Annotated in this window: 13 protein-coding genes; 10 read left to right on the top strand and 3 right to left on the bottom strand. The window is 71.1% G+C overall.

Annotated elements, in window-relative coordinates:
- Positions 1–72: 72 nt before the first annotated feature.
- Positions 73–984, bottom strand: a complete 912-nt coding sequence (locus tag AS857_RS31705) for an RNA polymerase sigma factor SigF (protein ID WP_420823982.1) — start codon at positions 982–984, stop codon at positions 73–75.
- 241 nt (positions 985–1,225) lie between these two features.
- Here AS857_RS31705 and AS857_RS31700 point away from each other — a divergent pair, with 241 nt between their 5' ends.
- From AS857_RS31700 to AS857_RS31680, 5 genes are all read left to right on the top strand, one after another.
- Positions 1,226–1,594 carry an STAS domain-containing protein gene (locus tag AS857_RS31700; RefSeq protein WP_058046591.1) on the top strand — a complete coding sequence of 123 codons (369 nt, stop codon included), beginning with the start codon at positions 1,226–1,228 and terminating at the stop codon, positions 1,592–1,594.
- 256 nt (positions 1,595–1,850) lie between these two features.
- Positions 1,851–2,369 carry an ATP-binding protein gene (locus AS857_RS31695; protein WP_058046590.1) on the top strand — a complete coding sequence of 173 codons (519 nt, stop codon included), beginning with the start codon at positions 1,851–1,853 and terminating at the stop codon, positions 2,367–2,369.
- Positions 2,370–2,549: 180 nt separating this feature from the next.
- On the top strand, positions 2,550–3,392 hold the full coding sequence (locus AS857_RS31690; protein WP_058046589.1) for an LPXTG cell wall anchor domain-containing protein: 843 nt from the start codon (positions 2,550–2,552) through the stop codon (positions 3,390–3,392).
- Between the two features lie 20 nt (positions 3,393–3,412).
- Positions 3,413–4,273 (top strand): COG1470 family protein, encoded by an 861-nt coding sequence (locus AS857_RS31685; RefSeq protein WP_079110762.1) that lies wholly within the window; start codon positions 3,413–3,415, stop codon positions 4,271–4,273.
- A 71-nt stretch (positions 4,274–4,344) separates the two neighbouring features.
- Positions 4,345–5,325: a hypothetical protein gene (locus tag AS857_RS31680; RefSeq protein ID WP_420823999.1), complete on the top strand. Its 981-nt coding sequence runs from the start codon at positions 4,345–4,347 to the stop codon at positions 5,323–5,325.
- Between the two features lie 66 nt (positions 5,326–5,391).
- Here AS857_RS31680 and AS857_RS31675 read toward each other — a convergent pair whose 3' ends face one another.
- On the bottom strand, positions 5,392–6,927 hold the full coding sequence (locus tag AS857_RS31675) for a peptide MFS transporter (RefSeq protein ID WP_058046586.1): 1,536 nt from the start codon (positions 6,925–6,927) through the stop codon (positions 5,392–5,394).
- A gap of 465 nt (positions 6,928–7,392) precedes the next feature.
- Between AS857_RS31675 and AS857_RS31670 the strand changes: the two genes are divergently transcribed.
- Positions 7,393–8,073, top strand: coding sequence for a response regulator transcription factor (locus tag AS857_RS31670; RefSeq protein WP_058046585.1), 681 nt, complete (start codon positions 7,393–7,395; stop codon positions 8,071–8,073).
- Between the two features lie 97 nt (positions 8,074–8,170).
- Positions 8,171–9,424, top strand: a complete 1,254-nt coding sequence (locus AS857_RS31665) for an ATP-binding protein (RefSeq protein ID WP_058046584.1) — start codon at positions 8,171–8,173, stop codon at positions 9,422–9,424.
- 35 nt (positions 9,425–9,459) lie between these two features.
- Here AS857_RS31665 and AS857_RS31660 read toward each other — a convergent pair whose 3' ends face one another.
- Positions 9,460–9,954, bottom strand: a complete 495-nt coding sequence (locus AS857_RS31660; protein ID WP_058046583.1) for a GtrA family protein — start codon at positions 9,952–9,954, stop codon at positions 9,460–9,462.
- 148 nt (positions 9,955–10,102) lie between these two features.
- On the opposite strand from AS857_RS31660, the gene AS857_RS31655 reads away from it, so the two are divergent.
- The 3 genes from AS857_RS31655 to AS857_RS31645 are packed head-to-tail and all read left to right on the top strand — an operon-like array spanning position 10,103 to position 13,049.
- Positions 10,103–11,296, top strand: coding sequence for a 5-(carboxyamino)imidazole ribonucleotide synthase (locus tag AS857_RS31655; protein WP_079110761.1), 1,194 nt, complete (start codon positions 10,103–10,105; stop codon positions 11,294–11,296).
- Positions 11,293–11,829 carry a 5-(carboxyamino)imidazole ribonucleotide mutase gene (purE, locus tag AS857_RS31650; RefSeq protein WP_058046581.1) on the top strand — a complete coding sequence of 179 codons (537 nt, stop codon included), beginning with the start codon at positions 11,293–11,295 and terminating at the stop codon, positions 11,827–11,829. The genes AS857_RS31655 and purE overlap by 4 nt, the downstream gene beginning before the upstream one ends.
- A gap of 14 nt (positions 11,830–11,843) precedes the next feature.
- On the top strand, positions 11,844–13,049 hold the full coding sequence (locus tag AS857_RS31645) for a dipeptidase (RefSeq protein ID WP_058046580.1): 1,206 nt from the start codon (positions 11,844–11,846) through the stop codon (positions 13,047–13,049).
- Positions 13,050–13,131 lie beyond the last annotated feature (82 nt).

The following is a 13,131-nucleotide window of genomic DNA, read 5'->3' as shown; positions in this document are numbered from 1 at the left end:
CACGGGAAACCCGTGCGGCGCGCGGCGGTGCGGAAACGGTGTGAATACCGTGCAAAAGCTGAGGCCCCGGCCTCACTCCTCGCTCAGGAGTCCCCGGCGCAGGCGGACGAGGGTGCGGCCCAGCAGGCGCGAGACGTGCATCTGGGAGATGCCCAGTTCCTCGCCGATCTCCGACTGGGTCATGTTCGCCACGAAGCGCAGGGACAGGATCTTCCGGTCCCGTTGCGGGAGTTCGGCGATCATCGGCTTGAGCGCGGCGACGTACTCGACGCCCTCCAGGTCGTGGTCCTCGTAGCCGATGCGGGCCGAGAGGGCGCCCTCCGCCTCGTCGTCCTGCGGCTGGGCGTCCAGCGAGCTCGCCGAGTAGGCGTTGCTCGCGGCCATGCCCTCGACGACCTCGTCCTTCGTCAGGCCGAGGTGCCCGGCGAGTTCACCGACGGTGGGGGAGCGGTCCAGGCTCTGGGCGAGCTCGTCGCGGGCCTTGGCCAGGTCGATGCGGAGCTCCTGGAGCCGGCGCGGCACGCGCACGGACCAGCTGGTGTCGCGGAAGAACCGCTTGATCTCGCCGATGATGGTCGGCATCGCGAAGGTCGGGAACTCCACGCCCCGGCTGAGCTCGAAGCGGTCGATGGCCTTGATGAGGCCGATCGTGCCGACCTGGACGATGTCCTCCATCGGCTCGCTGCGGGAGCGGAACCGGGCGGCGGCGAACCTCACGAGGGCGAGGTTCAGTTCGACCAGGGTGTTGCGTACGTATGCGTATTCGTGCGTGCCCTCTTCGAGCGCCTCCAGGCGGGCGAAGAGCGTCTTGGACAGGGCACGTGCGTCGTGCGGCGCCATTTCGCCGGGGGGCGTGGGGCCGGTCCCGTCGCACTCGGGAAACCCGGGAAGGTCGGAATAGGAATACTCGGGCGGGGACTGGGGCAGGGGTGCCGACGACGCCGTACGCGGTTCCGCACGCGTTTCGTCGAGCCGGGGTGACATGGTCTCCTCCATCATTCTCGGCATATGGCTGCCGATGCCGTCGCGTCGTGCTGCGGTGAGCGGCGCCTCCAAAGCCGTCCGTGGTGGATGTCGTCCTACTAGCCCTACCTGTCTTCACCCGTGCACCGCAAGTGCGTGATGTCCCTATATGTGAATAATGCCGGACCTTCGGCTACCGGACGCCGTAGGGAAGGCGTAGTGTTCTGGGAGCGCCACGCAGGCACACCGAGAAGGGATGCGCATGGATCGCGGGATGGTCGGCAGCGCAAGCAGGGGCCGGCTGCATGTAGCCGTCCGGCGGGACGGGGCGAGCGCGATCGTGACGCCGGTGGGTGAGCTCGATCACCACACGGCGGACGTACTGCGCGAGCCCCTCGAGGCCGCCATCGCCGACGGCGGCGCACGCGTGGTCCTCGATTGCTCCGGTCTGGAGTTCTGCGACTCGACCGGCCTGAACGTGCTTCTGGGCGCCCGGCTGCAGGCCGAGGCCGCAGGCGGCGGAATCCACCTGGCTGCGATGCAGCCCGTGGTCGCCCGGGTCTTCGAGATCACCGGCGCGGAAGCCGTCTTCACGGTGCACGACACCCTCGACGCGGCCCTCGCCGGCTGACCCCTGGCGCCCCCGCCTTTCCCTGTGCGTTACTCAGTCGTCACCCGGTCGGCCGGGCTCCTTCGGCGTGGGTTCGCAGGCACCAGTTGCATGCATCACAGGATCGGCACCGAAGAAGTGGGTGTTCTCACGATTCGGTCGGGCAGGAGTCTGCTGAATCCGTTCCATGTGCCAGGTAGCCGCGATCAAGGTATCCAGGTACCCGTCCGTCCCTTCGTTCCGTTCTGAATCGGTGAATCGGTGAGGTGAAGCGCTGATGAGCACCACCCGGCCGTGCCCTCCGCCGGGCGACCCCGGTCCGGGGGCGAACGGCGCCGCCTCCTCCGGTGCGCTGTCGCCGGACGGGCCTTCGCAGGGGTCCCGGCCCGGCGGGATGCGCCGGCTGCACCTCGTCGGGGTCAGCGGCGCCGTGCCCATGTCGCGTGACTTCACCCGGCAGGCGCTCCACGACTGGGGCTGGCTCCCCGCGATCGGCGCGGACCACCGCGCGGCCGCCGAGGACGTCCTGCTCGTCGTCTCCGAGCTGGTCACCAACGCCTGCCTGCACGCCGACGGCCCCGAGGAGCTCCGCGTGAGCTGCACGGGCAAGGTGCTGCGCCTGGAGGTCGTCGACCTCGGCGCGGGGACGCCCGCACCGCGCACGCCGCACCGCGCGGGGCGGCCCGGCGGGCACGGGATGTTCATCGTGCAGAGGCTCTGCCTGGACTGGGGCGTCGTGCGGAACGAGAGCGGGGCCGGGAAGACGGTGTGGGCGGAGCTGGCCGCGCCGGGCTAGGCCTCTGGCTCCCCCTTCTCTTCTCTCTCCCGCGTCCCTTCCTTCCTCCCTTCTCTTCCTTTCTCTTCCTTCCTCAAGGTCCCCGGCGTACTGTCTGCGCCCGATCTGATGTGCCGTCAGCTCGGCTGGGCTCAGCTCGGCTCTGCTCGGCTGCGGCACCGGACGAGAGGGGAACCAGAGGTGTCCCACATCCCACGCCGCGCAGCCGCCCTCGCCGCGTCCCTGGCCGGCGGGGCCGTCCTGCTGGGCGCTCCGGCCGCGCACGCGGTGACGATCGACGTCGACTACGCGTGCAAGACCCCCATCGGAGACAAGAGCGCCGTCTCGCCCATCGACATCAAGGGCGTCGCGGACGGCGGTGCGTACAAGCTGACCATGACCTTCGAGAAGGGCGTCTCCTCCAGCCCCATCGAGCTCGGCAAGGGCGCGATGAAGCCGAGCGCCGTCATCAAGGTGGGCGGCGCGGACAGCGGGACGGTCGCCGTCTCCGGGCCCGCCAACACGGAGCCGATACCGGCCAACACCCCGATCAAGATCAGTGACCTGTCGGGGACGTACACCCCGAAGAAGAGCGGCAGCGTGACGTTCACCGCCTCCACGCTGACCATCCAGGCGCTGGGCACGACCACCACCTGCACGCCGACGAACAACCCCAAGCCGTCGCTGACGCTCGACATCAAGGAGCCCGGCGGGAGTTCCGGTGGGTCCTCCACCGGTGGGTCCTCCACCGGTGGGTCCTCCACGGGTGGGTCCTCTACGGGTGGGTCCACCGGAGGTTCCGCTACGGGTGGGTCGGGTTCCGGCGGGGCTTCCGGCGGGGCCGCCTCGGGTGGGTCCTCCACCGGCGGTTCTGCCACCGGTGGTTCCTCCTCCACCGGGGGTTCCACGGGCGGTCAGCTTCCCCAGACCGGGCCCGCCGACTCCGCCATCGCCCTCGGCACCCTCGGCGGCACCGTCCTCCTCACCGGCGTCGCGGGCACGCTCTGGCTGACCCGGCGGCGCCGGGCGGCGACCACGCGCTGACACGCATGAAGGGGCCGCCTGTGCGCCGTCGTCCCGTCCGTCTCTTCCCGCCGGCCGCCCTCGTGACGGTGCTGCTCTGCACCTCCGTCACCCCGGCAGCCACCGCCGCCGACGACGACCGGCCGTGGTCGGCCGCGCCCGCTCCCGCCGGTACGGAGGCGCCCGGACCGGACGACCGCGCGTCGTTCTACCTGGAGGGCGCCCCCGGCACGGTCTTCACCGACAAGCTGTCCGTGGTCAACCCCGCGGACCGCGAGCGCTCCTTCGCCCTCCGGGGCGCCGGGACCTGGATCTCCTTCCCCCGGCAGCAGGTACGGGTGCCCGCCCGCACCCGGGCGAACGTGCCCGTGCGCGTGACGGTCCCCGGTGACGCGGAGCCCGGCGACCACTCCGGCGCGGTGGTCGTGAGCGGGGAGGGGCGGGAGGTGCGGGTGCGGCTGGCCCTGCGTGTCAGCGGGGGACCGGCGCTGCCGGCGCTCGCCGTCGAGAACGTACGGGTGAGCGGCGCGGGCACGGGCGGCGCGGTCATCCGGTACGCCCTGGTCAACCGTGGCAACAGGACGCTGACCCCGCGGCTCGCCATCCGCGCCGACGGGGTTTTCGGCACGGTCCTCCGCCGCACGGTCGCCGACGCGCCGGCCGAGCTGGCGCCGGGGCGGGTGGTGCGGAGGGTGGAGCGGTGGCCGGATGCGCCGCGGCTGGACTCGGTGACGGTGCGCGTGACCGCTGTCGCGGAGGGCGGGGTACGGGCCAGCGGGTCCGGCTCGTACACGCCCGTGCGGTGGGTTCTGCCGGTGGGTGGCGGGGTGGTGCTGGCGCTTGCGGGTGGGGCGGTGGTGCTGGTGCGACGGCGGCGCCGCGGTGCGGGGAGCGGCGCATGAGGCGCGTCGTGGTCCGGCGCCGGGGCCTCCGGGGCAGGGCCCTGGACCGTCTATTTACGGCGCCCTCTGCCCTGCCGCATGCGCACCCCGCGCCGGGCGCCGCACATACACGTCAGCGTCCAGGGCCCTGCCCCTGCGGCCCCGGCGCCTCCGCCGTCGTTCTTCTGCTGCTGGTCCTCCTCGTCGCCCTGTTGCCCGCTGCGGGAGCGGCTGCTGCCGATGGGCCTCGTCTCTCGCTGGATCGGGCGGAGGCCGGTAAGGGCAGCACCGTGGTCGTCAGGGGGGAAGGGTGGCGGTCGCGGGCCTTGCTCACTCTGCTGGTGTGCGGGCAGAACATGGTGGGGGGCACCAACGACTGCGTTAACGCGGAGGGGCGCACTGTTACTACGGAGCGTGACGGGGTCTTTCGGCGGGAGCTTGTTGTTGTCGAGCCGCCCACGCCTTGCCCTTGTGTGGTGCACGTGGCCACCGTGACGGGGGAGGCTCAGGCGGCGGACGTCCCGCTGGTCGTCGCGGGGCATCCCGTCGCCCCGCTGCCCGAGTCCTCCGGGGCGCGGATCGGCGTGCTGGACGCCCGTCTGGAGGGCTCCGGCGGGCTGCTCACCTGGTTCGGCGCGCCGCCGGCCCGCCGGCTCGTCCTCACGGTCGGCAATCTGGGCTCCGGGGCCGCCAAGGACCCCGTGTTCCGCGTCGGGACCGCGCGGGGCGTGCTCGCGCCCTCCTGGGAGGAGCGGAGGTGGCGCGGCACGATCCCGGCGGGGCAGCGCGCCCGGGTCGCCTTCGACGTGGAGCTCGCCGCGGGTGCCCACGGGCCCTACGAGGTGTCGCTCGAGTACGGCGACAAGGTGCTCGTCACCGAGCCCTGGGACGTGGCCCGGCCCTGGGGGGTGACGCTCTTCTGGATCCTGCTGTTCCTTGTCGTTCCGGCCGGTCTCTTCCGGCTCGGGATGGTCGTCGTCGATCGGCTGAGGCCCCGGCCCGCTGTTGCCGCGCCGCAGTCCGGCGCCCTGCCCTGGTTCACGCCCGAGGCCATGCCCCGGTCCCCGGACTGACACCTGCCGGAAACGCACAGTGCCCCGGCGCGCCATTGCGCCGGGGCACTGTCGTTCAGGGGGTCCTCAGCGGACGTCGCCCATCAGGCCTTCGATCCGCTTGCGGGACATCCACACCGCGGCACCGGCCAGGGTGGCGGCCGCCGCCTGCGCGAGGATCACGCCGGTGCCGTTGAGGTCGACACCCGACTCCGTCAGCAGGGTCATGGTGCAGTCGCCCGCGGTCACCGCGAGGAACCAGACGCCCATCATCTGGCTCGCGTACTTCTGCGGCGCCATCTTCGTGGTGAGCGACAGGCCGACCGGGGAGAGGCACAGCTCACCCATGGTCTGGATGCCGTAGATCATCAGCAGCCAGGCCGGGGTGACCTTCGTGCCGTCGGCGGCCATCCCCATCGGGATGGCGAAGACGAAGAACGAGGCGCCGATGATGACCATGGCCATCGAGAACTTCACCGTGGTGCTCGGCTCGCGGTCCTTGCGGGCGAGCCACAGCCACATCGAGGCGAAGACCGGGGCGATGGCCATGACCCACAGCGGGTTGACCGACTGGAACCAGGTCGACGGGAAGTCGATGCCGAAGACGTTGTCCGCGGTCTTCTTCTCGGCGAAGGTCGACATCGTCGAGCCGGCCTGGTCGAAGATCATCCAGAACACGGCGGCGGCGACGAAGAACCAGATGTAACCGCTGACCTTGGTCTGCTCGTTCGCCGTCAGGTCCTTGTCGCGCTTGATGCGGGTCAGGACCGTGATCGGGATGACCAGGCCGACCAGGGCGATCGGAATCGTGGCCCACTTCTGCGTGAAGTGGCCGGTGCCCGCGACGACGCCGTAGAAGGCGGCGGCGATGGCCAGCCACAGCAGGGCCTTCAGCAGCGTGGCCTTGCGCTCGGCGGCCGTCAGCGGCTTCGGGACGACGCTGCTCTGCGGGCTGAGGTGGCGGGTGCCCCACAGGAAGAAGAGCAGACCGAGACCCATGCCGACCGCGGCGATCGAGAAGCCCAGGTGCCAGTTGACCTTCTGGCCGACGGTGCCGATGACGAGCGGCGCGGCGAAGGCACCGGTGTTCACACCGATGTAGAAGATCGTGAAGCCGCCGTCGCGGCGCGGGTCCTGCGGGCCGTCGTAGAGGTGGCCGACCATCGTGGAGATGTTGGCCTTCAGCAGACCCGAACCGATCGCCACCAGCGCGAGGCCGGCGAAGAAGCTCGGCTTGCCGGGGATCGCCAGGGCCAGGTGACCGGCCATGATGATGCCCGCCGCGATGGCGACGGTCTTGCGCGGGCCCCAGACGCGGTCGCCGAACCAGCCGCCGGGCATGGCGAGCAGGTAGACCATCGCCACGTAGACGGAGTAGATGGCCACCGAGCTGGCCTCGGGCATCGCCAGGCCGCCGCCCTGGCTGTCGGGCTTCGCGTCCGGGCCGCCGGCGATCAGGTAGACGACGAGGAGAGCGCGCATGCCGTAGTAGCTGAAGCGCTCCCACATCTCCGTCATGAAGAGGGGGGCCAGGCCACGAGGGTGGCCGAAGAAGGTCTTGCCGCCGGAGTCCGGAGAGGTCTTCTCCTGCTCGGCCGCACCCTTCGTCAGGCTGGACGCCATGTCGATCCTTGAGTGCTCGGGACGCGCGGCTGCAGCTGCTGCGCGCCCGGGTGGGGGTTGGCCGGCACCGGTCACCGCGCCGCCCGCCCCACGTCCAAGGGGTTCGCTCTCTCCTCCAAGGGAGCGGCAGGACAGCCGTCACCGGGATCCACGCCCCCGCGCCCCTTCGCGCGACGGACCCGGCCGCCAGGTCATTCACTGTGAACAAGACTGGGGTATCCAGCCCTGCACACGACAGAGACCTTCGGCGCGCCGAAAACGATCCGAAGGTCCCCCTTGTAGCTACAGACGTCCGGTCACCATACGTCACACCCCGCCCGCAAATGGAAGCAGTTGAGATATGGATCACAAGGCATCGGGGAACCGTTTAAGCACCCTCAAAGGTCCGTACCGCGCGGTCAAGGGTTGCCGCCGGTAGCTCCTGCTGGACCTTTGGCGTGGGCCCGAGCGGACTACCATCACTCCATGACCCGAGTACTGCTCGCCGAGGATGACGCGTCCATCTCGGAGCCGCTCGCACGCGCCCTGCGCCGCGAGGGGTATGAGGTGGAGGTGCGAGAAGACGGTCCCACGGCGCTGGACGCCGGGCTCAAGGGAGGGGTGGACCTGCTCGTCCTCGACCTTGGGCTGCCCGGGATGGACGGACTGGAGGTCTGCCGTCGGCTGCGCACCGAGGGCCACGGTTTCCCGGTGCTGGTGCTCACCGCCCGGGCGGACGAGGTGGACACGGTGGTCGGCCTGGACGCCGGCGCCGACGACTACGTCACCAAGCCCTTCCGGCTCGCCGAGCTGCTGGCCCGCGTGCGGGCCCTGCTGCGGCGCGGCACCGTCGAGGCCCACCAGCAGCCCCCCGCCACCCACGGCGTGCGGATCGACGTCGAGTCGCACCGCGCCTGGATGGGCGAGGAGGAACTGCAGCTGACGGCGAAGGAGTTCGACCTGCTGCGGGTGCTCGTGCGCGACGCGGGCCGGGTCGTCACCCGCGACCAGCTGATGCGCGAGGTCTGGGACACCACGTGGTGGTCCTCCACCAAGACCCTCGACATGCACATCTCCTGGCTGCGCAAGAAGCTCGGCGACGACGCCGCCAACCCCCGCTACATCGCCACCGTGCGCGGTGTCGGGTTCCGCTTCGAGAAGAGCTGATCAGAGAGATGCCGGGCCCGGAGGGGCCGTGCGCGGAGCGGCCCCTCCCGGCATCCGGAACCGCTTTCTTTCGTACCACCCGCCCGGAGGGCAACCCGTGCGTCGCCGCCTGATCAACTCCACGCTCGCCGTCGTCCTCGTCGTGATCGCCGTCTTCGGGATCTCGCTCGTCATCGTCGAGACCCGCACGATCGAGAGCAGCGCCCAGGAGAGCGTGAAGTCCGAGGCCGTACGGCTCGTGAGCATCGTCGACAGCCGGCTGGTCGGGGGCGAGCGGGTCGAGTCCGAGGTGCTCAGCGAGCAGATCACCGACGACCGGTACGCCCGCATCGAGATCCCCGGCCGGCCGGCGATCGAGATCGGCGAGCGGCCCGAGGGCGGTGTCATCGTCGCGACCGAGCCGGGCGAGCAGGGCGTGCTCGTCCGCGTCGAGGAGTCCCGCTCCACGGTCAGCCGCGAGGTCGGCCGCACCCTGCTGGTGATCCTCGCCGTCGCGCTGCTGGCCGTGATCGCCGCCGTCTTCCTGGCCGTGCGCCAGGCCAACCGGCTCACCGCCCCGCTCACCGACCTCGCCGAGACCGCCGAACGGCTCGGCTCCGGCGACCCCCGCCCCCGCCACCGCCGCTACGGGGTGCCCGAGCTGGACCGGGTGGCCGACGTCCTCGACTCCAGCGCCGAGCGGATCGCGCGGATGCTCACCGCCGAGCGGCGGCTGGCCGCGGACGCCTCGCACCAGCTGCGCACGCCGCTGACCGCGCTCTCCATGCGGCTGGAGGAGATCACGCTCACCGACGAGCCGGAGACGGTCAAGGAGGAGGCGACGATCGCCCTCGCCCAGGTCGAGCGGCTCACCGACGTCGTCCAGCGGCTGCTCACCAACTCCCGCGACCCCAAGTCCAGCTCGGCCGTCACCTTCGACCTCGACGAGGTCATCAAGCAGCAGATCGAGGAGTGGCGCCCGGCCTCGCGCAGCGAGGGCCGCGCCATCGTCCGCTCCGGCAAGCAGGGGCTCCGGGCCGTCGGCACGCCCGGCGCCGTCGCCCAGGTCCTCGCGACCCTCATCGAGAACTCCCTGATGCACGGCGACGGCACGGTCGCCCTGCGCACGCGCGTCACCGGCAACCAGGCGGTCGTGGAAGTCACGGACGAGGGGCCGGGCGTGCCGCCGGACCTGGGGGCGCGGGTCTTCGAGCGCACCGTCAGCGGGCGGAACTCCACGGGCCTGGGGCTGGCCGTCGCACGGGACCTGGCGGAGGCGGACGGCGGCCGCCTGGAGCTGCTCCAGGCGAACCCGCCGGTCTTCGCGCTGTTCCTGAGCCGGGAGGCGGAGGGGTCCGACTCCCACGGGTGAGTGCGCCCCCGAGGGGGGTGCAGGGGGGCCTGCCCCTACTTCCGCGCTTCCACCCGCTCCGGAGGGGCGGACAGGAACGATTCCGCGGTCTCCACCGCCTGCGCCCGGAAGACCCACGTGCGGTAGGACCAGAAGCGGAAGACCGTCCCTATCCCGAGCCCGATCACGTTCTTCGCGATGTTGTCCGCGAGCGGGGTCGTCAGGCCGAAGCCGTAGTGCGAGATCGCCAGGATGCCGTTCTCGATCACCAGCCCGGCGCCGCTGAAGAGCAGGAACAGGCTCATCTCGCGGCTGCGCCGGCTCCTGTCGGAGTCGCGGTAGGTCCAGTAGCGGTTGCCGACGTAGTTGGTGCCGATGGCCACGGCCGTGGCGATCACGCCCGAGCGCACCACCGCGAGGCCGAAACCGTGGACACAGATGTTGAAGACGATGAAGTTGACCACGAACCCGATGGCTCCGACCGCGCCGAACTTGGCGATTTCGCGGGCCACCCGCTCCAGCCGGGAACGCACTGTGCGCCGTTGACTCATGGGATCGTCAGGCTCCGTTGAATGGGCGTCTTGGGGCGTGGGGCAGCTTTCATGCTATCCACCGGGCCCGGACGCCGACGGACGGAGTCGGTGAACGTGAGGCGAACGCGAGTCATATCGGCCATTGGTGCACTCACTGTCTTTTCGGATGATCCTCCGAACACGGTCCGGGGCAGTTCGCCCGTACGGATACCCTGGGGGCGTGACGTTCCCGGTAGTCGGCATGGTCGGCGGCGGCCAGCTCGCCCGTATGACCCACGAGGCGGGCATCCCCCTCGGCATCAAGTTCAAGCTGCTCAGCGATACCCCGCAGGACTCGGCGGCCCAGGTGGTCAGCGACGTCGTCATCGGCGACTACCGCGACCTGGAAACCCTTCGTGCTTTCGCACAAGGGTGTGACGTGATCACCTTCGATCACGAGCACGTTCCCACCGAGCACCTCCGGGCCCTGGAGGCGGACGGCATCCCCGTCCGCCCGGGGCCCGACGCATTGGTGCACGCCCAGGACAAGGGCGTGATGCGGGCGAAGCTCGACGCGATCGGAGTGCCGTGCCCGCGGCACCGCATCGTCGAGGACCCCGACGACGTGGCGCGCTTCGCGGCCGAAGGCGACGGGTTTCCCGTCGTCCTCAAGACGGTGCGCGGCGGATACGACGGAAAGGGGGTTTGGATCGTCCGCAGCGCAGAAGAGGCGAGTGAACCCTTTCGCGCCGGAGTCCCCGTCCTCGCCGAGGAGAAGGTCGCCTTCGTCCGCGAGCTCGCGGCCAACGTCGTCCGCTCCCCGCACGGCCAGGCCGTCTCGTACCCCGTCGTCGAGTCCATCCAGGTCGACGGCGTCTGCGACACCGTGATCGCCCCCGCGCCCGGCCTCTCGCAGGAGCTCTCCGCGCAGGCCCAGCAGCTCGCCCTCAAGGTCGCCCAGGAGCTGGGCGTCGTCGGACACCTCGCCGTGGAGCTGTTCGAGACCGCCGACGGCCGCATCCTCGTCAACGAGCTCGCGATGCGCCCGCACAACTCCGGCCACTGGACCCAGGACGGCGCGATCACCTCGCAGTTCGCCAACCACGTGCGCGCCGTGCTCGACCTGCCGCTCGGCGACCCCCGCCCGCGCGCCAGGTGGACCGTCATGGCCAACGTGCTCGGCGGCGACTATCCCGACATGTATTCCGCGTACCTCCATTGCATGGCACGCGACCCGGGCCTGAAGATCCATATGTACGGAAAGGACGTCAAGCCCGGCCGGAAGGTCGGACACGTCAACACCTACGGCGACGATCTGGCGGATGTGCGCGAGCGCGCGAGCCACGCCGCCGGATATCTGCGAGGAACGATCACGGAATGACTGCTTCCCCCGTCGGCCCCGTCGTCGGCATCGTCATGGGCTCCGACTCCGACTGGCCCGTCATGGAAGCCGCCGCCAAGGCCCTGGACGAGTTCGAGATCCCCTACGAGGTCGACGTCGTCTCCGCGCACCGGATGCCGCGCGAGATGGTCGCCTACGGGGAGCAGGCCGCCGGCCGCGGCCTCAAGGCGATCATCGCGGGCGCGGGCGGCGCCGCCCACCTGCCCGGCATGCTGGCCTCCGTCACCCCGCTGCCGGTGATCGGCGTGCCCGTGCCGCTGAAGTACCTGGACGGCATGGACTCCCTGCTCTCCATCGTCCAGATGCCGGCCGGGGTGCCCGTCGCCACCGTCTCCGTCGCGGGCGCCCGCAACGCCGGCCTGCTCGCCGTCCGCATGCTCGCCGCGCACGACGCCGACCTGCTCGCCCGCATGCAGCACTTCCAGGACGAGCTCAACGAACAGGCCACGGACAAGGGCAGGCGGCTGCGCGCGAAGGTGCAGGGCGCCGGCGGCTTCGGATTCGGCAAGTGACCGCGGGAGCGACGATGACGGACCAGCTGCTGGACCGCGCCCGCGAGCTCCTCGCCGCCCACCCCGTCGTCGACGGGCACAACGACCTGCCCTGGGCGCTGCGCGAGCAGGTCCGCTACGACCTCGACCGGCGCGACATCGCCCGCGACCAGAGCGCCACCGGGCTCCACACCGACCTGCCGCGGCTGCGCGCGGGCGGCGTCGGCGCCCAGTTCTGGTCGGTCTACGTCCGTACGGACCTCGCCGGCGACGAGGCCGTCAGCGCCACGCTCGAACAGATCGACGTCGTCCGGCAGCTCGCCGACCGCCACCCCGGTGCGCTCAAGCTCGCCTTCACCGCCGACGACATGGAGGCCGCGCGCGCCGAAGGCCGCATCGCCTCGCTGATGGGCGCCGAGGGCGGGCACAGCATCAACTGCTCCCTGGCCACGCTGCGGGCGCTGCACCGGCTCGGCGTGCGCTACATGACCCTCACCCACAACGACAACATCCCGTGGGCCGACTCCGCCACGGACACCCCCGCGGCCGGTGGGCTGACCCGCTTCGGCGAGGAAGTCGTGCGGGAGATGAACCGCATCGGCATGCTGGTCGACCTGTCGCACGTCTCCGCCGACACGATGCGGGACGCCCTGCGGGTCACCGAGGCGCCGGTGATCTTCTCGCACTCCTCGGCGCGCGCCGTCTGCGACCACCCGCGCAACGTTCCCGACGACGTCCTCGGCGCGCTCGCCGCGAACGGGGGCGTGGCCATGGCGACGTTCGTCCCCAAGTTCATCCTGCCGGAGGCCGTCGCCTGGACGCAGGCCGCCGACGAGAACCTGCGCGCGCACGGCCTGCACCACCTCGACACCTCGCCGCGGGCGATGGCGCTGCACCGCGCCTTCGAGGCGGAGCGTCCGCGGCCGCTCGCGACGGCGTCGACGGTCGCCGATCACCTCGACCACATGCGCGAGGTCGCCGGCGTCGACCACATCGGCATCGGCGGCGACTTCGACGGCACGGCGTTCACCCCCGTCGACCTGGCCGACGTCGCCGGCTACCCCAACCTCATCGCCGAACTCCTCCACCGAGGCTGGTCCGCCACGGACCTGGCGAAGCTGACGTGGCGCAATGCGGTTCGGGTGTTGCGGGACGCGGAGGATGTGGCGCGGGCGGCTTCCGCGAAGCGGGGTCCGTCGATCGCAACGATCGACGTCCTGGACGACGAGCCGACCACCTGAGCGGTCGTTAGGCCTCGCCTCACACGCCCGCCGGGCAGCGGGGCCGTGCCGCTGCAGACGCTGTGAGGCCCGGCCTCACACA

This window comes from Streptomyces roseifaciens (assembly GCF_001445655.1).
GTDB classification, from domain to species: Bacteria; Actinomycetota; Actinomycetes; order Streptomycetales; family Streptomycetaceae; genus Streptomyces; species Streptomyces aureoversilis.
This window is presented reverse-complemented; position numbering and strand designations above follow the sequence as displayed.

Bases quoted from the DNA above. Each gene is read 5' to 3' on its own strand.
- AS857_RS31705 (WP_420823982.1), bottom strand. From the start codon at position 984: ATGTCACCCCGGCTCGACGAAACGCGTGCGGAACCGCGTACGGCGTCG.
- AS857_RS31700 (WP_058046591.1), top strand. From the start codon at position 1,226: ATGGATCGCGGGATGGTCGGCAGCGCAAGCAGGGGCCGGCTGCATGTA.
- AS857_RS31695 (WP_058046590.1), top strand. From the start codon at position 1,851: ATGAGCACCACCCGGCCGTGCCCTCCGCCGGGCGACCCCGGTCCGGGG.
- AS857_RS31675 (WP_058046586.1), bottom strand. From the start codon at position 6,927: ATGGCGTCCAGCCTGACGAAGGGTGCGGCCGAGCAGGAGAAGACCTCT.
- AS857_RS31670 (WP_058046585.1), top strand. From the start codon at position 7,393: ATGACCCGAGTACTGCTCGCCGAGGATGACGCGTCCATCTCGGAGCCG.
- AS857_RS31660 (WP_058046583.1), bottom strand. From the start codon at position 9,954: ATGAGTCAACGGCGCACAGTGCGTTCCCGGCTGGAGCGGGTGGCCCGC.
- AS857_RS31655 (WP_079110761.1), top strand. From the start codon at position 10,103: ATGATCCTCCGAACACGGTCCGGGGCAGTTCGCCCGTACGGATACCCT.
- purE (WP_058046581.1), top strand. From the start codon at position 11,293: ATGACTGCTTCCCCCGTCGGCCCCGTCGTCGGCATCGTCATGGGCTCC.
- AS857_RS31645 (WP_058046580.1), top strand. From the start codon at position 11,844: ATGACGGACCAGCTGCTGGACCGCGCCCGCGAGCTCCTCGCCGCCCAC.